Origin of the sequence: [Pseudopropionibacterium] massiliense, from assembly GCF_900607225.1 — a bacterium.
GTDB lineage: Bacteria > Actinomycetota > Actinomycetes > Propionibacteriales > Propionibacteriaceae > Arachnia > Arachnia massiliensis.
Window position 1 is genome coordinate 1,980,356 of the sequence record NZ_LR027842.1, and the last position, 20,271, is coordinate 2,000,626.

Annotated in this window: 19 protein-coding genes, 1 other RNA gene and 1 pseudogene; 12 read left to right on the plus strand and 9 right to left on the minus strand. The window is 65.2% G+C overall.

What is annotated here, in order from left to right:
• Window positions 1-3 precede the first annotated feature (3 nt).
• Window positions 4-2,925 carry a bifunctional [glutamine synthetase] adenylyltransferase/[glutamine synthetase]-adenylyl-L-tyrosine phosphorylase gene (locus E0E39_RS08830; RefSeq protein ID WP_130874409.1) on the minus strand — a complete coding sequence of 974 codons (2,922 nt, stop codon included), beginning with the start codon at window positions 2,923-2,925 and terminating at the stop codon, window positions 4-6.
• A gap of 50 nt (window positions 2,926-2,975) precedes the next feature.
• On the opposite strand from E0E39_RS08830, the gene E0E39_RS08835 reads away from it, so the two are divergent.
• Window positions 2,976-3,452: a sterol carrier family protein gene (locus tag E0E39_RS08835; protein ID WP_130874410.1), complete on the plus strand. Its 477-nt coding sequence runs from the start codon at window positions 2,976-2,978 to the stop codon at window positions 3,450-3,452.
• Here E0E39_RS08835 and E0E39_RS08840 read toward each other — a convergent pair.
• Complete coding sequence (locus E0E39_RS08840) at window positions 3,439-4,731, minus strand: glutamine synthetase family protein (protein ID WP_207302551.1); 1,293 nt, start codon at window positions 4,729-4,731, stop codon at window positions 3,439-3,441. The genes E0E39_RS08835 and E0E39_RS08840 overlap by 14 nt on opposite strands.
• Before the next feature lie 128 nt (window positions 4,732-4,859).
• On the opposite strand from E0E39_RS08840, the gene E0E39_RS08845 reads away from it, so the two are divergent.
• From E0E39_RS08845 to E0E39_RS08865, 6 genes and pseudogenes are all read left to right on the plus strand, one after another.
• The gene (locus E0E39_RS08845; RefSeq protein WP_165444707.1) at window positions 4,860-5,708 is read left to right on the plus strand and encodes a DUF2510 domain-containing protein; all 849 of its coding nucleotides are present in this window, start codon (window positions 4,860-4,862) and stop codon (window positions 5,706-5,708) included.
• A 70-nt stretch (window positions 5,709-5,778) separates the two neighbouring features.
• Window positions 5,779-6,747, plus strand: a complete 969-nt coding sequence (locus E0E39_RS08850; RefSeq protein ID WP_165444708.1) for a DUF2510 domain-containing protein — start codon at window positions 5,779-5,781, stop codon at window positions 6,745-6,747.
• A gap of 53 nt (window positions 6,748-6,800) precedes the next feature.
• Window positions 6,801-6,884, plus strand: a pseudogene (locus E0E39_RS16780) (DUF2510 domain-containing protein); the annotation flags it as partial.
• A 354-nt stretch (window positions 6,885-7,238) separates the two neighbouring features.
• Window positions 7,239-7,817, plus strand: coding sequence for a hypothetical protein (locus E0E39_RS16390; RefSeq protein WP_245988260.1), 579 nt, complete (start codon window positions 7,239-7,241; stop codon window positions 7,815-7,817).
• A 55-nt stretch (window positions 7,818-7,872) separates the two neighbouring features.
• The gene (map, locus tag E0E39_RS08860) at window positions 7,873-8,727 is read left to right on the plus strand and encodes a type I methionyl aminopeptidase (RefSeq protein ID WP_130874415.1); all 855 of its coding nucleotides are present in this window, start codon (window positions 7,873-7,875) and stop codon (window positions 8,725-8,727) included.
• A gap of 292 nt (window positions 8,728-9,019) precedes the next feature.
• On the plus strand, window positions 9,020-9,361 hold the full coding sequence (locus E0E39_RS08865) for a hypothetical protein (protein WP_130874416.1): 342 nt from the start codon (window positions 9,020-9,022) through the stop codon (window positions 9,359-9,361).
• A gap of 155 nt (window positions 9,362-9,516) precedes the next feature.
• Here E0E39_RS08865 and rnpB read toward each other — a convergent pair.
• The 3 genes from rnpB to E0E39_RS08880 form a co-directional block, all read right to left on the minus strand.
• Window positions 9,517-9,887: RNase P RNA component class A (gene rnpB / locus E0E39_RS08870), an RNA gene on the minus strand.
• 32 nt (window positions 9,888-9,919) lie between these two features.
• Window positions 9,920-11,362: an RNB domain-containing ribonuclease gene (locus E0E39_RS08875; RefSeq protein ID WP_130874417.1), complete on the minus strand. Its 1,443-nt coding sequence runs from the start codon at window positions 11,360-11,362 to the stop codon at window positions 9,920-9,922.
• Complete coding sequence (locus tag E0E39_RS08880; protein ID WP_130874418.1) at window positions 11,362-12,102, minus strand: zinc ribbon domain-containing protein; 741 nt, start codon at window positions 12,100-12,102, stop codon at window positions 11,362-11,364. The genes E0E39_RS08875 and E0E39_RS08880 overlap by 1 nt, the downstream gene beginning before the upstream one ends.
• A 57-nt stretch (window positions 12,103-12,159) precedes the next feature.
• Here E0E39_RS08880 and E0E39_RS08885 point away from each other — a divergent pair, with 57 nt between their 5' ends.
• Entirely contained in the window at window positions 12,160-13,617 is a 1,458-nt protein-coding gene (locus tag E0E39_RS08885; RefSeq protein ID WP_130874419.1) for an aminopeptidase P family protein, read from the plus strand.
• A 72-nt stretch (window positions 13,618-13,689) separates the two neighbouring features.
• Here E0E39_RS08885 and E0E39_RS08890 read toward each other — a convergent pair whose 3' ends face one another.
• Together E0E39_RS08890 and E0E39_RS08895 are read right to left on the minus strand one after the other, a co-directional pair.
• Window positions 13,690-14,511 (minus strand): alpha/beta fold hydrolase, encoded by an 822-nt coding sequence (locus tag E0E39_RS08890; RefSeq protein ID WP_130874420.1) that lies wholly within the window; start codon window positions 14,509-14,511, stop codon window positions 13,690-13,692.
• Between the two features lie 14 nt (window positions 14,512-14,525).
• Complete coding sequence (locus tag E0E39_RS08895) at window positions 14,526-15,056, minus strand: YflT domain-containing protein (RefSeq protein ID WP_130874421.1); 531 nt, start codon at window positions 15,054-15,056, stop codon at window positions 14,526-14,528.
• A gap of 55 nt (window positions 15,057-15,111) precedes the next feature.
• Between E0E39_RS08895 and E0E39_RS08900 the strand changes: the two genes are divergently transcribed.
• The 4 genes from E0E39_RS08900 to E0E39_RS08915 are packed head-to-tail and all read left to right on the plus strand — an operon-like array spanning window position 15,112 to window position 18,423.
• Window positions 15,112-16,383, plus strand: a complete 1,272-nt coding sequence (locus E0E39_RS08900) for a magnesium transporter MgtE N-terminal domain-containing protein (RefSeq protein WP_130874422.1) — start codon at window positions 15,112-15,114, stop codon at window positions 16,381-16,383.
• Entirely contained in the window at window positions 16,376-16,885 is a 510-nt protein-coding gene (locus tag E0E39_RS08905; RefSeq protein ID WP_130874423.1) for a DUF1003 domain-containing protein, read from the plus strand. Before E0E39_RS08900 ends, E0E39_RS08905 begins: the two co-directional genes overlap by 8 nt.
• A complete protein-coding gene (locus tag E0E39_RS08910) occupies window positions 16,882-17,244 on the plus strand; it encodes a hypothetical protein (RefSeq protein WP_130874424.1) in 363 nt (120 codons plus the stop codon). Before E0E39_RS08905 ends, E0E39_RS08910 begins: the two co-directional genes overlap by 4 nt.
• Before the next feature lie 21 nt (window positions 17,245-17,265).
• Window positions 17,266-18,423 carry an Mrp/NBP35 family ATP-binding protein gene (locus E0E39_RS08915; protein ID WP_130874425.1) on the plus strand — a complete coding sequence of 386 codons (1,158 nt, stop codon included), beginning with the start codon at window positions 17,266-17,268 and terminating at the stop codon, window positions 18,421-18,423.
• On the opposite strand, the gene E0E39_RS08920 is transcribed toward E0E39_RS08915, so the two are convergent.
• Together E0E39_RS08920 and E0E39_RS08925 are read right to left on the minus strand one after the other, a co-directional pair.
• Window positions 18,424-18,831, minus strand: coding sequence for a sec-independent translocase (locus E0E39_RS08920; protein ID WP_130874426.1), 408 nt, complete (start codon window positions 18,829-18,831; stop codon window positions 18,424-18,426).
• A gap of 27 nt (window positions 18,832-18,858) precedes the next feature.
• On the minus strand, window positions 18,859-20,271 hold the full coding sequence (locus tag E0E39_RS08925; RefSeq protein ID WP_130874427.1) for a hypothetical protein: 1,413 nt from the start codon (window positions 20,269-20,271) through the stop codon (window positions 18,859-18,861).

Consider the following 20,271-nt stretch of genomic DNA (forward strand, 5'->3'; position numbering starts at 1 on the left):
AGCTCACTCCTCGGGCATCTCGTCCCAGAACACCCGGTTGACCACCCTGGACGCGCGTCGCATGACCCGGATCGTGTCGTCGACGAGCCTGGAGCGCTGGCCCGGGCCGTATCCAGACAGTTCGGCGACGGCCGACTGCTCCCGGTAGTCGACGGGCAGGGCATCACCGGGCCGGCCACGCACCAACATGATGGCGTTGCGCACCCGGCTGACGTGCAACCATCCCTGTCTCAGGTCGGTGGCCTGTTCGGCGGTCAGCAACTCGAGTCCCTCCGCCGCGTCAATGGCCTGGAGAGTGGAGGACGTGCGCAACGCGGGCCGGGCCCCGGCATGTTGAAGCTGGAGCAGTTGCACGGCCCACTCCACATCCGACAGACCACCGGAACCAAGCTTGAGGTGACGTTCCTTACCCATACCGCTGGGAATGCGTTCAGTCTCCATCCGCGACTTCAATCGACGGATCTCCGCCACCTGCGCGGCGCTGAGACCCCCGTCCGGGTACCGCAGCCCTCCCAGCCCCCCGAGCACGGCGGAGGCCAGTTCCTGCTCCCCCGCCGCGGGACGGGCCCGCAACAGGGCCTGCGCCTCCCAAACGGAGGACCACTTCGCGTAATAGGCGAGGTAGGAGGACACGGTTCGCACGAGTGGTCCGCCCTTCCCCTCGGGACGCAGACCGGTGTCCACCACCATTGCCGGATCGGGCCCGGGTTTCTCAACGAGATCGCACGCCAAACGAACGAGCCGAATCGCCGCTGCCTGTTCCTCGACCCCGGTTCCGTCAGGGATGACGAACATCGCGTCGACGTCAGACGCGTAGCCGAGTTCACAGCCGCTCCAGCGTCCCAGCCCGATCACCCCGACAGGAGGCGCATCCACCTCCCGGCGGGCGAGTTCGAGTGCCGCGTCCAAGGTGGCTCCCGCGAGGTCGCTGAGCGCCAGTCCCACCGTGGTGACGTCCGCGGCTCCCAGGACGTCGGCCAGGGCTATGCGGCACAACTCGGACCGACGCAGTGCCCGGACCGAGGCCACCGCGGCGGCTTTGTCAGAGGAACGCCCGATGTCCCGGCTCATGGACCTGGAGAGCAACTCTCGTGGTCGAAGCTCCAGGTTCTCGCTGCGGGCGAGCATCTGCACCATCTCGGGAGCCCGCATCAGCAGGTTGACCACGTATCGACTGGAGGATGCGATGTGAGCAAGCCGCTGCGCCATCCACCCTTCGTCACGCAACGCCCGCAGATACCAGGAGCTGGTGCCCAGCGCCTCGGAGAGCTGCCTGAAGGCGAGCAGGCCGTAGTCGGGGTTCGGACCCTCGGCGAACCAGCCCAGCATGGCGGGCATGAGTTGTCGCTGGATCTCGACCGCCCTGGTCGAGCCGTTCGTCAGGGCCTGGATGTGTCCCAGAGCCGCGCGGGCATCCTCGAATCCGAGCACCCGCAGGCGTTCCTGGGCAGCATCCGTGGAAAGCCGCAGCTCTGCTGTGGGGATGGCGGACACGGCATCGAGCAGGGGGGAGAAGAAGATGCGTTGTTGCAGTTTCTCCACCGCACGGGTGCTTCCGCGCCACATGTCCCTGACCTCGTCGGGAGTTCTACCGGTGGTGCGGGCCAGATGGGTCCACCCCGGTTCATCGTCCGGCACCAGGTGGGTGCGACGCAGCCTGCGGAGCTGAACCCTGTGTTCCAGGACCCGCTGGAACCGGTAAGCCGTGGCCATGTCGGCGCCGTCCTCACGTCCTATGTAGCCGAAGGCGACCAGGGCGCGCAGCGCCTCGAAGGTGCCGCGCGCGCGCACCCGTTCGTCACCCCGGCCGTGGACGAGCTGCAGGAGTTGCACGGTGAACTCGGTGTCCCGCAGCCCCCCGACACCGAGTTTGATTTCCCGGTCGGCCTCCTTGGTGGGGATCAGGGAGATGACCCGGTTCCTCATGGCGCGCACGTCCGGCAGGAATCCCGGACGCTGCGCCGCCTCCCACACCAGAGGAGACACCATGTCACAAAAAGCCTGTCCCAGCTCCCGGTCCCCCGCAGCGGGGCGCGCCTTCAGGAGGGCCTGAAACTCCCAGTTCTTCGCCCACTTGCCGTAGTAGGCGGCACAGGAAGCGAGGCTGCGCACCAAAGGACCGGCGTTGCCCTCGGGACGCAGGGCGGCGTCGACCGGCCAGATGGTGCCCTCCGATGTGTGTGCCGAACAGATCCGGGCCATGGCTGCGCACACTTTCGTCCCCAGCCGCATGGCCTCGTCGTGGTCACCACCGTCAACGGGCTCGGCGATGTGGATCACATCGACATCTGAGATGTAGTTGAGTTCCTCGGCCCCGGCCTTTCCCATCGCGACCACCGCTATCCGCACCGAGGAGGATCCGGGCACCTCGGCTCGCGCACGTTCGAGAGCGCATTCAAGAACCGCATCCGCGACGTGGCTCAGTTCGGCTGCGATGTCATCGACAAGAAACAGAGGATCCTCGCTGGCCAGGTCCCTGGCCGCGATCTGCACCAGGGCGGCATGATTCGCCCGCCGGAGCAGATCCGCGTCGACCTGACCGGATTCATCCACGGCCCGCGACCGGATGTACTCCTTCCAGCCCTCTCTCCGTGGCCCGGGAGCGGTTTCGAGCGCTTCGAGCTCTCCGGGATTCCTCACCAGGAAGCGCGCAAGCACGGAAGAACCTCCGAGCACGAGCAGCGCCCGCTCCAGCCATTCCGGGGCGACTGCGATTCGTGCGAGCAGGGCGGGCTCCCGCTCACCGATGCCCACCATGCATTCCAGGGCCTGATCCCTGTCGGCGGCGCGACTGAACGCGTGCAAGGGCACCGGGGGTTCGGAGTCCAGCCGCTCACGCCAGTCCTGCCACGTCCTCGCGGCATTCCCGGGATGTTCGAAACCACGTCTCGCGAACTCACCCACCGTGGTGCTGACCCTGTTCACATGTCCACCCTAACGACCCGCACCCCCCAGGCCCCGTCTAGGATTGCCGCATGTTCAGCGCCGACGAGAAGACCATCGCAGAGTTGCGGGATCTCCGCGAGTGCCTGGCCGCCGTGGATTCCGCCGAGGCCACCACCTTGGGGCTGTCCCTGGACGGCGAGTTGAACCGACATGCCCCGGATTTGACAAGGGTGTTGCTGAGGGCAGCGGATTCCGCGGGCCGACACGGCCTGGCTCTGGGGCGCACCTTGACGGCTGCCTGCTGCCGCGCCTTCTGCGCACGGCTGGGCGAACTTCACCCGGGTGCCGCGATCGAGGTACGGGTTCCCCCTTGGGCCGCGGTTCAGGTGAGTTTCGGGGACGGCCCGAAACACACCCGGGGAACACCCCCGAACGTGGTGGAGATGGAGCCCTCAACCTTTCTGGGTCTGGCAACCGGACGGCTCTGCTGGGCGGAGGCCGATGTGAAGGTGTCTGGAGCCCAGGCGGAGCGGGTGGCTGCGGCGTTTCCGCTCACAACACCCTGATGTGCCGTTCGACCTCCCATGCGGTGACCTGCCTGCGATAGGCCTCGAACTCGGCACGCTTGTTTCGCATGAAGTAGTCGAAGACGTGTTCCCCGAGCGTCTCCGCCGCGAGTTCCGAGCCCTCCATCACCCGCAGCGCCTCGTCGAGGCTGCGCGGCAGGGACTTGATTCCCATCGACCGGCGTTCCTTCTCGGTCAGCCGCCACACCGCGTCCTCGGTCTCCTCCGGCAACGGGTATTCGTTCTCGATTCCCGCGAGCCCGGCGTTCAGCATGAGCGCGAAGGCCAAGTAGGGGTTACAGGCCGGGTCCGGGGCGCGGTATTCGATGCGGGCCGAGCTGGCCTTGCCCGGCGAGAACTGTGGAACCCGGATCAGAGCGGACCGGTTGGCCCGGCCCCAGCATGCACAGGTCGGCGCCTCCGAACCTCCCATGAGGCGTTTGTACGAGTTGACCCACTGGTTGGTCACGGCGGTGATTTCCGGGGCGTGTCTCAGCAGCCCCGCGACGAACTGCCGGGCCGTCTTCGACAACCTATACTCGTCGGCGCCGTCGTGGAAGACGTTGGTGTCCCCCTCGAACAGTGACATGTGGGTGTGCATGCCGGATCCGGCGTGCTCCGTGAAGGGTTTCGGCATGAACGTGGCATGGATGCCCTGGGAGACGGCAACTTCCCGGATGACGACCCGGAAGGTCATGATGTTGTCCGCCATGGTCAGGGCATCCGCGTAGCGAAGGTCGATCTCGTGCTGCCCCGGTGATCCCTCGTGGTGGCTGAACTCCACGGAGATGCCCATCTGCTCCAGCATCGTGATGGCGTCGCGCCTGAAATCGGTTCCGTCGCCGAGGGTGGTGTGGTCGAAGTAGCCGCCGTCGTCGAGGGGAACCGGCGGATTGAGCCGGCCGAGCAGGAAGAACTCGATCTCCGGGTGGATGTAGAAGGTGAACCCCATGTCGGCGGCCTTCTTCAGCGCGCGTTTCAACACGTGCCGGGGATCCGCGAAACTCGGGGAACCGTCGGGCAGCTGGATGTCGCACAACATCCTGGCCGTGCCACCATCGGTCTGCCGCCACGGCAGCACCTGAAAGGTCGACGGGTCCGGATGGACGACCATGTCCGATTCGTAGACCCGGGCGAATCCCTCGATGGCCGAGCCGTCAAAACCAACTCCCTCCGCTATGGCTCCCTCGACCTCGGCGGGTGCGATGGCCACCGACTTCAGTGATCCCAGCACATCGGTGAACCAGAGGCGCACGAACCGGATGCCTCGTTCCTCCATCGAGCGCAGCACGAACTCTGTCTGCCTGTCCATGGCACTAGTGTGCCGCAGCCCGCCTCGCTTCCGGGGCCACGCCCTGCCGGAAACCCCGAATGAGCGTGTTCAACCGGAGCCTCATAATGGGTTTCATGGCGACGCCCGGATGGTACCCCGATCCCGACGGTTCCGAGAACCCCCGTTACTGGAACGGAGAAAGCTGGGAAGACCTCGCCACCGCGAAGACCGAGGGAGGCTCCCCGTTCCGGAGCGGCGCGTGGATTCTCGGGGCAGGAATCCTCACTCTCCTGATCGTGGTTTCCGTCATCCTCTGGCAGCCGTGGAGGAGTAATCCCTGGAGCGCCCCCACGGACACGAATTCGGCCCGTCCAACCGGCCGTCAGTGGGATGAAACCGCACCCTCCGAGACCCCCACGTCTCCCCAGCCGGCCGACGGTCAGGGACGCCCCATCGCATGCCCCATAGTGCGGGAGGTCAGCTCGAGAACCTCCCAGAACGGCTGGTTCTTCTCCGGAGGCGTGAAATACCAAGGGGTGCCCGGCTGGCGGGAGAACGGAGGCCACTTCATTGATTTCACCTCGGAGCGTTCCGGACAGGACGATCCTGTGGCAGGTTCCTGGGTGGCGGTGACCGCGATCGGGCAGCTGTCGAAGAAGGACTACAGCGCGGACGCCCGTACCGCTGCCAAGCAACTCATCAGCTGCTTGTCAACCTCCTACTACTACAGCCATCTGGAACGGGTCGAGGTCCTGGAGGACAAATCCTATCGCACCACGGACGGCGTGGAGGGATGGCTGATCCGGGCCAACTTCTGGAATGAACCCGGCTACTACGAAGTGCTCGGCGACGAGGTGGTGGTGGTCATCCTGGATCAAGGAGTCACCGACACCGTCACCCTCTTCCACACCCAGGCTCCCATCGATGATTCCTCCCGAAAGGAACTGGTCAAAAGAAGCCTGGATTCCCTGAGCCGCTCCTGACGAAATGACGGCGAACCGCCTTTCGTGGGTTCGCCCGACAGCATCCGAGTCTCCCTCTACCATGGATCCCATGGCTGCTCCCCCCGGTTGGTATCCAGATCCGCAGAATCCCCACCGCAAACGCTACTGGGACGGCGTCCGCTGGACCGTGCACGTGCAGAACCCACCAACTTCATCGGCCACACCACCCGAGCCAGAGTCCGGTTACCCGACGCAACCACAGACGTACTCCGAGACGTCCGGTTACCCGCAGGCCCACATCCCCTCGACCGCCGCGTCCTCATCGCCCAGGAGATCCCGGCACATCGTTTTGTGGATGGCCATGGGCATGGTCATCACCCTGCTCATCGGGGGCGGTCTGCTGCTGCTGCTGAACAGGCCACAGCCAACGAGCCAACCCGGTTCTCCCGCATCACAGAGCACGGCCTCGGGGGCCTCCCCCGGTGCTTCGACGACCCCCGATGCCTCGGGAAGTTCCGGTGCGGGAGTCAAGGTGGGCGATGTGTTGCGCGGGGAGAGCAACTGTCCGGCAACTGCCAACGATGCCCAAGGGGTGCTGACCGGAGGACGCATCATGTCACCGGGAGGGCTCAGTTATCCGGCTATACAGGACTTCTCCCCCTCACCGGTCAGCTACGGCTTCATCCATCAGTCGAATTCGATGACGAAGAGCTACCCGGGTCACGATGGGCAGGCAGTCGTGACCGTCGGCACCCTCAGGAAGGAGGATGGCTTCGACGGCGCTGTCAGCAGCGCGGTCCGGGTCATCCAATGCGTGATAGCCAGCCCGACGTTCTACAACAACAAGCCCGCCGCCGAGGTGACCCGGATCACGGAGAACCGGGACGACGGCACCGTCGTTCTCCAGGTTCACGTCCCGGTCGAGGGCAGAGCCGGTGGCGCGGGTGACACGCTTGCGGTGGCGATCTACCCGGAGAAGTCGCGCAAGCAGGTGGTCCTCTCTCTCGTTCCTCAGGATGACCCTGCCACCTTGGGAGCCGTCAACGCCGCTCTGGGCGAGCTCAGCCTGAACTCATAAACACACATCGTCGTCCCGGGGTGGTGACTGCCCCGGCACATAGGATGAGGACCATGTCAGAACCAGGTTGGTACCCGGACCCGCAGGACAATACGCAAAAACGTTTCTGGAACGGCGCCGAGTGGACGGAACAGATCAGGACGAAGGACGGGGATGCGCGCCCCGTGTTGCTCCCCTCGACGTCCATCCGGCGGAGCAACACCGTTTTATGGAGCGTGCTGGTGCTGGTGCTCTGTCTACTCGTCGGGAGCGGCTGGTGGTTGTCGACGAACGTCAATCAGAGCAGCTCGGCCCCACACCCGGACTCACCCGGTGGGCAGCCCCCCTCGACAACTGCTGGGGCGACTTCACCAACTGAATCGGGTTCCTCGCCAGCGGCCGACCCTGCTCCCTCGGCGGTCCACACCACCCAGGCCTCACTGGGGGACGGACGCCCCCGGACCCCGGAGCAGATCGCAGCAGACCCGACCAGCACGGAGAACCCCGAAAGTTTGAAGATAGGCGATCCCATACCTGTTATCCCCAACCCTGAAACAGCGACAGGGGGAGAGGCTAAGAGCGAGATAAGAGACGGACGTCTCACCTCCCAAGCCGAGCCCGGTCTCAGTATCCCTGAAATTAAAGGTTTCTCAACGACAGGGCAAGAAGGCGCTACTGAAAAATACATCTATCAAGGAAACACCCTCGCCAAGCAATACGACGCATTCAAGGCCGGTGCTCAAACTCCCGGGTCTACGGTGACTCTCGGCACATTGAAAGCAGATGAAGGATTCACAGAGGTACTCCACTCGGCAGTGCTCGTCGCATCCTACCTGGCTGGGGGCAGAACCACACGGATCGAAGATGTCAGGTACATGCCCGAGGCAAATGCAGCTTGGCTGAGCATCGAAGTCGATCTTCCACCCGACCGATTCCCCGGCCTTAAGAAGAATTACGTTTCTGTTTTCACCTGCCTACGCGATGGGGTCATGCATGTTGCCCTGCTCGACCTACTCGACGTGACGAAACAGGACGCGGAAAGCTACGACGCCATCTGGGCCGCTTTCCAGGACATGAGGCTGCCATCCTGACCACTCGCTCACGGGCCGCAGGACTCAGCGATCTAGTCGCTGATACTGTGGCCGCGTGAGTCCAGTAACCCCCCACCAGATCACCCCCCGCCTGGAGGTCCCGGCAACGATCGCGCGGCCTCCGTACGTCGGGAAACGGGCCCCGAAACGCTACGAGGGCGACGACGTCCAGCCCCCGGAGATCATCGAGGCGATGCGGGAGGCCGGAGCAATCGCCTGCGAAGCGATGCACGAGGCCGGTAGGGCGGTGCAACCCGGAGTCACCACCGACGAACTGGATCGGATAGTCCACACCTACATCCTGGATCACGGCGCCTACCCGTCCACTCTCGGCTATCGGGGTTTCCCGAAGTCCTGCTGCACGTCCGTGAACGAGGTAATCTGCCACGGCATCCCGGATCTGCGGCCCCTCGAGGATGGTGACATCGTGAAGATCGACGTGACGGCCTACAAGAACGGGGTCCACGGCGACAACTGTTACACCTTCCTCTGCGGTGACGTGGACGAGAAGTCGCGCCTGCTCACGGAACGCACCCAGGAAGCCATGAACCGTGCCATCAAGGCTGTCAAACCAGGGCGATCCACCTCGGTGATAGGACGCGTCATCGAGTCCTACGCGAAGCGTTTCGGCTACGGGGTGGTGCGCGAGTACACCGGGCACGGCGTCCACACCGCCTTCCACTCGGGGCTGGTGATCCTCCACTACGACGAGCCCCGTTATTCCACCCGAATCCGCCCCGGAATGACCTTCACCATCGAACCGATGCTGACCCTGGGTTCCCCCGAGTCCGAGGTCTGGAAGGACGACTGGACCGTCATCACCCTCGACGGCTCACGCTGCGCCCAGTTCGAGCAGACGCTGGTGGTGACCGATACCGGAGCCGAGATCATCACGGCCCCCCGTGGTTGACCGTCCGGCTGTGTGGCGGAGGGGTCAGTTCTCCGACATGTCCAAAGATGTGAACGTGAGGTGATGAGTCGCTCCCGTCAACCCCGGTACGGTCCCTGTCGCGATCGGGGGGCATGGTGGTGCCCTCCAACGACGAAGATGTCCCGGCGCCGCATCGGTTTACCGTGGCAATCCCGGGACGAGTGGGAAACCGGCATTTACCGCTGCTGATGGCCGGGGCCGGAACGACCCTGCCGGAGACTAACCTGCTGCTCTGCGGTGCCGTCCCGGCGCCGGGAAAGGAAGCGACAGCGTGAAATCTCAACTGCTCAAGAGGTCGGTGGCCGTTCTGGCCGCGGCCGCCATCGTTTTTGGTGTGACCGGTTGCGGTGGAGGAAAACCGAGCAAGGATGCCGTCAAGGCGGGAGTGGCCAAGTCCTACAAGGACAACGGAGGTGGTGTCACCAACGAGGACGCGATCAACAACTACGCCGGGTGCATAGTCGAGAAGACCTATGACAGCCTGAACGACTCAGCTCTCCAGAAACTCGCCGACGGCAAGGTCGACCTGAACGGCAAGGTCTCCGAGGACGGCTTCGAGAGCGTCTACCAGGTACGTGAGGAGTGCTCCAGCCATTTGGTCAGTGAGAAGTGAATCTCGACTGCTACGGGCTGGCCGGTCAGGCGGCCGGCCCGTACGCCGGTTGCCGACATCACCTGCACCGAGAACGTTGAGGCCCCGGTCGTTGGCCGCCCCGCCGTGCGGCGCTTCCACCACGTGATGCCAAGGGCTCACCACCGTGCCGTTCGGGGACGAGCCGGCCTGTAAGCCGGATTTTGTCTGACGATGATCATCCATCTGAGGCCCGCCGTTGCCGACGGGCTCCTGCAACCTACCCGGAAACCTCGCGCGAGCAGCGCTCAGGCGGTTTCCGCGGCCGGCGAACCGGCCTTCTTGGTCTTGCTCCGGGTGGGGTTTACCGAGCTGCGCCGGTCACCCGGCGCACTGGTGGTCTCTTGCACCACCGTTTCACCCTTACCCGGCCGCTGGGCCGGGCGGTCTGTTCTCTGTGGCACTGTCCCGCGGGTCACCCCGGGTGGGTGTTACCCACCACCCTGCTCTGCGGAGTCCGGACTTTCCTCAGCCCGGTTTCCCGGGCCGCGATCACCCGGCCGACTCGTCCGGGAGGCAAGTCTAGCTCTCCATCGCTCCTCAAGCGGCATGGGAGAACACCGTCCTGCCCTCGCTGAGATCGACCTCTTCCAGCCGAACCCGAACCGCCCGGCCGGGTTCACGACCCTCCGCGGACAGTTTCGCCTCCACCGCAGGGGCGGCGATCTGGAAGGTTCCCATCCCGGACCTCGGATTGACATCGATGAGGACAGCGTCGAAGACCTCCCCCACCCGCGCCTGGAGGACCAACGCCTCCGCCAGATCCACCACCGCATGTTCCCAGGCCCGAGCGCGGCGGTTGCTGGCCGCCATCAGTTCCGGCAGCCCGGCGAGGTTCTCACGCACCCACCCGGGAACCGACTCCCCCAGCCCGATGCTCACGCAGGTCTCGGACGCGAAGCGGTCCACCAGACGCCGCAGGGGCGCGGTGACGTGGGTGTAGCGGGCCGCCAGGGCGGCGTGTCCCAGGTCGTCGCCGGGCAACGACCCATCGAAACTTCGGTAACCGGCTCCCCGGAACAGCGATGTGCAGCGGGCGAGCACCGCGAGCTCCGCGGGCTCCCCCGGTTCCAGACCCCGGACGAAATCCGGGTACGGCTGCGTGACGGGCCAGTCGACCCCCAGCGCCCCGGCGCTGAGACGAAGGCGATCGATCGCCTCAGGGGCAGCAGCCGGCAGGGTTCTCAGGATCCCGACCGCTGCACCCACCATGAGCTCGGCCGCAGCCATACCGGTCAGGAGCGAGACCTGGGCGTTGTGCCTCTCCACCGGGAGCGGCGAACGAAACCTCGTCAGCCATGTTCCGTTCTCCGCGATGATCTCCTGGCTGGGCAGGTTGAGGGAGACACCCCCACGTTCGGCCTCGAGGCGTTGCCTCAGTTCGCCGACGACGGACAGCAATGCGACGCTCGGGTGAACCCGGCCCGCGTTCGCATCCGCCTGGACCTCCTCATAGGAGAGTTGCGCGTGCGAACGAACCAGGGCCCGTTCGACGCCCACCCCCGTGGACACCCCATCAGCGTCCAGATCGTGGGTCCACAGCACCACCGGACGGGGTCTACCATCGGCCAGCAGGGATCCGACGCCCTCCGAGAAGGAATCGGGATACAGCGGCACCCTGGCCCCGGGCGCGTACAACGTCTCCCCACGTCGCTTCGCCTCGGCCTCCAGGGCGGATCCCGGTCTCACCCACGCCGCGACATCCGCGATGGCGTAGTACACCCGGTATCCCGATCCGTTCCGTTCGACCCGAACGGCCTGGTCCAGATCCTTCGAGGATGCGGGGTCAACCGTGACGAACTCCACGCTGGTCCGGTCGACGTGCCGAGGGAAATCGGGAGGGTCCTTCCGGAGGTTCTCCGACTCGGCGAGCACTTCGCTGGGGAAACCGACCGTCACCCCCAGCCTGCTGCGAAGCAGATCGAGTCCCTCTACAACATCGTGGGGAGGCGCCGGGGAGACCTTGAGTTCGCGGCTCGGCATCAAAGGCCCGAATCAGCCGTCCGAACTAGAATCCGGTCACACTCGACGCATCTGAGAACCTCGTTCTCCGGCGCCTTGCGGTACGTGTCGAGATCCGAGACGGTGATTTCCAGCTGGCATCCGCTGCACCGGCCACGATACAGCCTGGCCGCCCCGAGCCCGCTGTGCGCGCGGATCTTCTCGTAGAGGGCCAGCAACGCGGCCGGAAGCCTCCCGGCTTCGGATGTCCGGCTGGATGTGATGGCCTTTGCTTCTGCGCTCAACTTGCCGACCTCGGCGTCACGAACGGCGACCTCGGCACGCATCGTCTCCTCGACCTCCTTCTTCCGGCTGGCAAGTTCATCGCGTTCAGCGGTGGCCTCCTCGAGCTGCCCCAACAGATCGAGCTCGGCATCCTCCAGTTCGGTTATCCGCCGCTTGATGCGCTCCACCTCCTCCATGAGCTCCCGAAGCACCTTCGGGTCCGTGATGGAACCGTCCTCAACCCGTCTGCTTTCCCTGTCCAACCGGGTTCTCACCGGGGTCAGGTCGGATTCCGCCCGACGAACCGAGAGCTCCAGATCCCCCACCCGGGTGGTGACGGCCACCAGATCATCGGTGATGGCCTGCCGATTCTTCATCAGCTCAGCGATGCGGGCGTGGTGCGGCAGCTTCTTGGCGGTGTGCTGCAAACGCCCGATCTCGGAGTCGAGTTCAGCCAGGGTGAGCAGGCGTTGCTGGTCAGCGGGGTCTGCGAGCATGGGTTTCCTTCCAACGTTCTGGAACGCCAATCTACCGGGGATTTAGACTCTTGACCCATGAGTACAGAGCAGGTGGGCAGCCACGAGGCGAAAGATCGCACAGACAACCGCAAGTCTCCTTATTCGGAGGCCTTCAAGAAGTTCATCGTCTCGGGTTGGGAACCCTACTCGGAGGTTCCACCCGAACGATTGGCGGCCGCCGACTGGACCCCCGCACGCTGGGCGTCGCTGCGCGAGGCCTTCCCGGGCGCGACCCTCGTGATCCCGGCCGGGCCGTACAAGGTTCGTTCCAACGACTGCGACTACCGGTTCCGTCCCCACTCCACCTTCGCCTGGGTGACCGGGTTGGGGGAGGATCGGGAGCCCGATGCGGTCGCCGTGGTCTCCCCCACCGATGTCTGCCTGTACTTCCGACCCCGCTGCCCCAGAACGGACGAGGAGTTCTACGCCTCCAGCCGGTACGGAGAGATGTGGGTCGGCCAACGCGACTCGCTGGAGGAAATGACCTCCCGGGTCGGCTTCCCCTGCCGAGATCTGCGCCGGCTGAGGGAGGATCTTTCCGAGGTTGTCGGGCTGCGGGTGGTGCGTGAGGCCGATCCGGAAATCACCGCCCTCATCGACGAGTTGCGTGGCGGCCAGGCGCAGGACGCCGACGCGGAGCTGTTCCGCACGCTTTCCGAACTACGTCTGGTCAAGGACGACTTCGAGATCGACGAACTGCGTCGTGCCTGCGAGGCCACCCGGGTGGGTTTCGAGGCGGTTGCTCGCGAACTCCCGACCGCCGTTGCAGGCGGCCGCGGCGAACGCTGGGTGGAGGGAATCTTCAGCCTGCACGCCCGCCATCTGGGCAACAACGTCGGATACGACACCATCTCCGCGGGCGGTGACCACGCCAACACCCTCCACTGGATCCGCAACGACGGCGACATCCTGAACGGCGATCTGCTGTTGCTGGATGCCGGGGTCGAGGTCAACTCGCTGTACACGGCGGACGTGACGCGCACGCTGCCGGTCAACGATCACTACACCGATGCGCAGCGTCGCGTCTACGAAGTGGTTCTGGCGGCCCAGGAGGCCGGCATCGCGGCCTGCCGGGCGGGCAACGGTTTCCTGGATCCGCACCGCGCGGCCATCAGGGTGATCGCGGAGTTCCTGGCCGAGATCGGCGTGCTGCCCTGCTCGGTCGAGGAAACCCTCGCCGACGAGGGTGGCTATCATCGGCGCTGGATGGTGCACGGCACGTCACACCACCTGGGTCTGGACGTTCACGACTGCGCCGCCGCCCGCCGGGAGAAATACCGCGACGCGGAGTTGCTGCCGGGCATGGTGATCACGGTGGAGCCGGGGCTCTACTTCAAGTCGACCGACCTTCTCGTTCCCGAGGAGTACCGCGGCATCGGGGTGCGCATCGAGGACGACATCCTCATCACCGAGGGTGATCCCGAGAACCTGTCAGCCTCGTTGCCCCGCGCGAGCAGGGACGTGGAGGCCTGGCTGGCCCGCCTGCAGGGCTGACCGCCAACTGCCCGCCTCGGTGGAATCATCCCATCGAGGCGGGCCTTTCCCAGGTTCGGAAGGTGCGTCTCGTCAGTCGTCGGGAAGTTCCTTCCTGGGCTGCCGTGCCACCCGGTCCATGAATGCGCGCAACAGATTGGCCGTGGTGTCCGGGGCCGCCACCGTGACCTGGTGGGAAACCTCCGGGATCACGGAGAGCTGTGCCCCGGGCACGGTTTCAGCGACCAGTTCCTGGTTCGCGATCGGTGTGGAACTGTCGCGTTCTCCCGCGATCAGGAGCAGCGGGCACCGAATGTCGGTCAGGTCGGCTCGCAGGTCGTGATGGGCCAGGCAACGGCAAAGCTGCGCGTACGAATGGTCGTCGGCTGCCGCCAGGCCCTCCATGATGGCGGTCGTGACGCGAGGATTGGCGGCCTTGAAGGCCGGGGTGAACCAGCGTTTCGAGGTCTCCTCCACCAGCTGCTGGGTTCCGGAGGTCTCCACCTGCTCGGCACGTTCGATCCATCTGTCAGGTTCCCCCACCGTGGCCGCCGAGCACAGCACCGCGACCCCGGCCAGTTCATCTGCGTGATCACGGGCCAGGTGAAGACCCGTCGCCCCGCCGATGGAGAGCCCTGCGAAGATCACGGGAAGCTCTCCGACCCGTTTCCGGGCCTCGCGAATCACGTCCATGATGGCCGATGCGACCACGTCCAGGGTCGGCTCGTCCGCATCGTCCCAGACCTCACCCAGCGCGTGTCCGGGGTAGTCGACGAACACCACTCGGGCATCACTCGTCAGCAGCTCCGCCACTTTCGCCCATTGGTGCGAACAATTCCCACCAAGGCTGGGAGCGACCACGAGAACACGATCAGCGCGGCTGGCGGGGTTGTACAGATCCCAAGTCAAGTCCATGCCCAGAACCCTACTCAGTCAATCCCGGCGGATTTGTGGCCGGGCCACGTGGCGAGCAGCTCACGTGCCCGATCCGCAACCTTGTGCTCGCACAACACCTCGTAGCCGGTGGCGACCACCTGACGCATCGACTCGAAATCACGGCGTCCCCCACTCAGCCCATAGGCCAGGGCCGCGGAGAGCATCCCGAAGGTGACCCCGAGCCCGAGCCCGGCAAGGATCAGCGACAGGAACGTACTCTCGCTCTGCATGAACAGGTAGAACATCAAACCCACGACGATCCCGGTGCCGAAACCAGAGATGGCTCCCTGGATCAGGACGGATCCCCAGGTACGTCGCCCCGTCACCCGCTCCACTGATTTCAGGTTGGTTCCCACGATCATCAGGTTGGCCACCGCAAATTTCGAATCCGACAGGAAATCAACCGCGGCCTGGGCCTCCTCGTAAGTGCCGTAGCTCCCAACGCGTTGAGGATAATCCAGTTCGAACAACCTGCTGGTGGAGACGATCGGGGTGAATCGTCGCGGTGGAACAGCGGGGGTCATCTTGGCTCCTGGTCGGTGTCCGGCAAGCGCTCACGCGCTGCTCAAGTGTAGATTCATGTTCATGAGCGCCAAGGAATCAGCGGTTTTCATCTCCCGTCTGATCGGCCTGCCCGTGGTCGACGCGACGGGCGATCAGGTGGGGCGTGTGAAGGACGTGGTTTTCCATCTACGCACCGGAAACCTTGCACCGCGGGTACGTGGCCTGGCGGTCGAGCTGTTCGCCCGGCAACGGATCTTCGTTCCCATGATCCGGGTCCACAACATAACAGTCAACCAGGTGGCGATTCTCGGTCAGGTCGACACCCGCCGCTTCAGCAAGCGTGAAACGGAGTGGCTGGTGGCCGCCGACCTGTTCGACCGTCCCGTTCCCCGCGATGTCCCGACCCACATCTACGACGTCTCGATGGTTCAGGTGCGCAACCGCGAGTGGGAACTGTTCCAGATCGCCATCACGAGCCGCACACGGGTGAGCCGTTTCGGATTCGGTGGCCGCCGCGTCACCGACATCATTCAGTGGAACCAGGTTCCGGACCTGGTGCTGACCACGGGCCGATCCCCGGAACATCTGGTGGCGAAGTTCTCCGACATGAAACCCGCGGACATCGCCCAGGAGCTTCACGACCTCGACCCGGATCGTCTGGTCGACGTCATCGATGCACTTGACGACGAGACCTTGGCGGAGGCCCTCGAGGAGCTGCCCGGGGACGAGCAGATCAAGTTGATCTCGAAACTCGAGACGAATCGTGCCGCCGATGTGCTGGCGGAGATGGACCCGGACGACGCCGCGGACCTCATCAAGGACCTTCCCGAGGCGGTCGCGGAGGATCTGCTCGAACACATGGAACCCGAGGACGCCTCCGACGTGCGCCGGCTGTTGGTCTACGGCGAGTTCACCGCCGGTGGCATGATGACCCCGGAACCGGTGGTGCTGGGCACGGACGCGACGGTGGCGGAGGCCCTGGCCCACGTCCGGGAGGAGCACCTGACCCCGGCCCTGGCCTCGATGGTGTTCGTCACTCGACCACCGCTGGAGACCCCGTCGGGCCGCTACGTGGGCGCGGTGCACTTCCAGCAGTTGCTGCGGGCCGCCCCCACCCTGATGGTGGCGACGATGTTGGACCACAACCTGGAACCCTTGAGCCCCGACTCACCACTGGCGCAGGTTTCGCGTTTCTTCGCCACCTACAACCTGGTGGTCGCGCCCGTGGTGGATGCCGACGGGGCACTCGTCGGGGCGGTGACGGTGGATGACGTCCTCGACCACATGCTGCCCGACGACTGGCGCGGCACCCAGATGGATGAACCCGTGGAGGTGACCCATGGCTGAGCGCAGCCCCCTGTCGGAACCGCGGTCGAGACGGCGCCGGCTGCTGCCGAAGGTGACGCTCGACTCGGAGGCCTTCGGCGAGTTCGCGGAGGCCGCCGCTCGTTTCATGGGTACCGGCAAGTTCATCGCCTACATGACGGTTTTCGTCGGGGCGTGGGTGATCTTCAACGTGGTCGGCATCTACGGTTTCCGTTGGGACGAGTACCCCTTCATCCTGCTGAACCTATTCTTCTCGACGCAGGCCTCCTACTCGGCCCCCCTCATCCTGCTGGCACAGAACCGGCAGGAGGTGCGGGACAAGCTGAGTCTCGACGAGGACCGTCGTCTGGCGGCCCAGTCACGCGCCGACATGGATTTCCTGGCACGGGAGATCGCCGCCATCCGGATGCACCTGGGGGAGCTGGCAACCCGCGACTTCGTCCGTTCGGAGCTGCGTTCCGAGCTGCGTGAACTCACGGAACGCCTGGAACAGACCGTCAGCGAGAAAAGGGAGGAACCATGAGCGGACCCCAGTCGATCAGCTGGTATTCCGTGGTGTTGCTCGCGGGGCACATGGTCATGGCGACAGTGGCCACGTGGTCACTCTGGGTGCTCGGTTCGGGCCTCTGGATCGGAGCCGGCGCCGCCCTTCTGACTCTGGTCGCCTACGGCTTCGTGTGGCGGCTCCGCCTGGCCCCCGCCGCGCACAACCGTTTCACCTACCGGCAACGACTGACGGTGCACCTGATCCTGGGGCCCGCCGTCGTGGTGCTGGCCGTTCTCACATCCATCTGGCTACCCGCCCTGGCGGGTATCAGCATGGTCCTGTTGGGAGATGCCCTGGCCGCCCGCGCCGAGAAGGAAGGGCTGGAAACCAGCTGAACTGTGCGGGAGTATGGAGGGGTGACGAATGAGAACCCCCTGCTTCCTCTGGTCCGTGCCGCCCTGCACACGGTCGAGGATCCCGAAATTCACCGCCCGATCACGGAACTGGGCATGGTCGATGAGTTGGCAGCCACCGATGAGGGCCAGATCTTCATCCGGGTTCTGCTGACCGTTCCCGGCTGCCCGATGCGCGCCGAGATAACCACGCGTGTGACCGAGGCCGTGGAAACCGTCGAGGGTGTCACGGGCGTACACGTCGAGCTCGGCGTGATGGACGATGAGCAACGATCCGCGATGCGGCAGGTGCTGCGCGGCGGCCAGCCGGAACGCGAGATCCCGTTCGCCAAACCGGGAAACCTGACAAAGGTGATCGCGGTCGCTTCCGGCAAAGGTGGTGTCGGGAAATCCTCGGTCACGGTGAACCTGGCCCTGGCTCTCGCGAAAGCGGGACGCAGCGTCGCCATTCTCGACGCCGACATCTATGGTCACTCCGTGCCGGATCTTCTGGGGTTGGGCGATGCACGCCCGACGGTCGTCGACGACATGATTCTGCCGGTCCCGGCAGCCGAGGGGTTGAAGGTGATCTCGGTGGGCATGCTGAAACCGTCCCGGGATCAGGTCGTGGCGTGGCGTGGCCCCATTCTGGACCGGGCTCTCACCCAGCTGCTGACCGATGTCTTCTGGGGTGACGTGGATTTCCTGCTCCTCGATCTCCCCCCGGGCACGGGCGATGTCGCGATGAGCCTGGGGCAGAAGATCCCGAACTCCGAGGTGCTGGTCGTGACCACCCCGCAGCTGGCCGCATCCGAGGTTTCCGAGCGGGCCGGCACCATGGCCCACATCCTCAAGCAGAGGGTGCTGGGCGTGGTTGAGAACATGAGCTGGATGGAGTTCACCGCCCCCGATACCGGGAAGTCCTACCGGATCGAGCTGTTCGGTTCCGGCGGCGGCGCCCTCGTCGCGGAGGCGCTGAGTGAGCGGCTCGGATACGACGTGCCTCTGCTGACGCAGGTGCCGTTCGACGAGGCTCTCCTGGCCGGCGGCGACAGGGGCGAGCCCATCGTGCTCAGCGCCCCGGACCACCCGGCTTCTCAGGCCTTGTTGAAGTTGGGTGAGGAACTGGCGAGTCGCAGCCGGAACCTGCTGGGGCGGATGCTTCCCGTGAGCCCGGTCTGATCACGTTGCCTCTGGATCATAGGGGGCTGTCAGGAGAGCAGGCGTTGATGTGCCCGCATCACCCACCGGGTCGTTCTTCGCTGCTGCAATGGTCGTCGCTTCCGCGGCGGCGGCCTTCGCGGTGCTGCCCGCTGTGGAGAGCTCGCGTCTGGCCTCCTCGATGGCCGCGATCTCCTGGCGCATGTGTTTGGCGACGAATTTCTTCGGGTTGAGATCCTCGATCTTGAGGTCGGAGTATTCGGGACCGAGTTCTTCGCGCAACTGTGTCTGGGCGTTGTTCGCGATGTTCCTGACCGCCACGAACACCCGGGCTGCCTTGCGGGCGAACAGGGGGAGTTTCTCGGGACCGAACATGACGACGCCGAGTACCAGAAGAAGGATCAGCTCGGAAGCGTCGATGTTGAACACAGGCTCAGGCTACTCGTGAGGAGGCTCTCAGCCAATCCCGACCAGTCGTCCCAGGCCACTTCCCACGCGTTCGATCAGGCCGAACTCGTTCTTCCGCATCTGTGGCAGGATCCTGCACGCATCCGCCATCAGAGTTCGCGGGCCGTTGGTCGCGACGGAGACCACGCCTTCGCCCACCTGCCAGACGGCCACTTGGGGAAGTCCCGGCGAGTCGTCAGTGACCCGGTTTCCACCCGCCAGCACACCCGGGTTCCATGAGACGCTCAGGGTGCGGACGCCGTCGGAATAGACCAGCCGCTGGTATGATTTCTCCCCTTCACCAGAGCTGGCATGGGCCACCAGGGGAAGCCCTCCCAGTTCCAGCGGACACTCCGGCAGGCCCACGCACCACCCAGAGGTGCTGGTGCTGGAGACGGATTCCATCGGGTAGGGCTGGGTGGAATCCGTGGCCAGCTGTGCCGTCCCGATGTTGACGCTGACGAATCCGAAGACCAGTGTCGGGCGCCCCATCGTGTTGTAGCGCTCCACCCACAACGGAAGCCCCGTTTCATCGTCGAGCCACCAGCGCGCAACGAGATACCCGTCGCCATGCGCCTCGACCACGGAAGCGCTGCGTCCAGCGATCTCGTCCGAACTCTGATAGGTGTAGAACTGCCACCCGGTACCGGCAAGCGATGAGCAGCACCCCATCGTTGGAACGAACCACGAGAGGAAGCGCTCCCCGGTCGCATCGAGAACCGTCAGGCTGGCTCCCTCCCCTGCAACGACATCGACCTCCACGTCATTCGACCGGTGGGCGCCGTCGCCGTCCATGAGCCAGACTCTCTGCCGCCCGGAGTAGGTGATGCTCTGGCCATTGCTGCCGAGGCGGGTCATCGCGTTGCTCTCGTCGATCGGAACGGCCTGACCGAGATCGATGGAACGGGGAGTGAGCTGCGCGGCCGCGCCGGGACGAGCTCCTCGCTCACGTGCCCACTGCACGGCCCCGACGCCCTGGCCGACGCTGATCGTGGTCAGGGCCAAGGAGTACTGCTCCCGCGCCGCCCTGATCGGATCCCCCACGACCGCGGGCTCCTTTGCCAGGGCCAGGGAAAGCATCATCAACGTCGCGAGCGCGAGGGTTGCGGCCACACCTCCCCGGATCAGCCGCCCACCGATGCTGCGGCGCCGTGCGCCATCCTCGGTGACCAAGTAAAGGGGCTGATCGCACTCATTTCCTGCGATGCCCTGAAGTCGTTCGGCCAGGGAGTCAGGTAGGGGGGTGGCCGCCTGGCAGGAACTCAGCCTGGAGCGTACCCGCCGAAGTTCCTCGACAACGGAAGCACAGCACGAACAACGGATCAGATGCTCACTGACCTGATTGACGCGACGTTCGGGCAGCGTCCTGTCGACGAACCCCGAGAGGTCGTCCTCGTAGCGGCGGCAGTCGTTTCCCCGCAC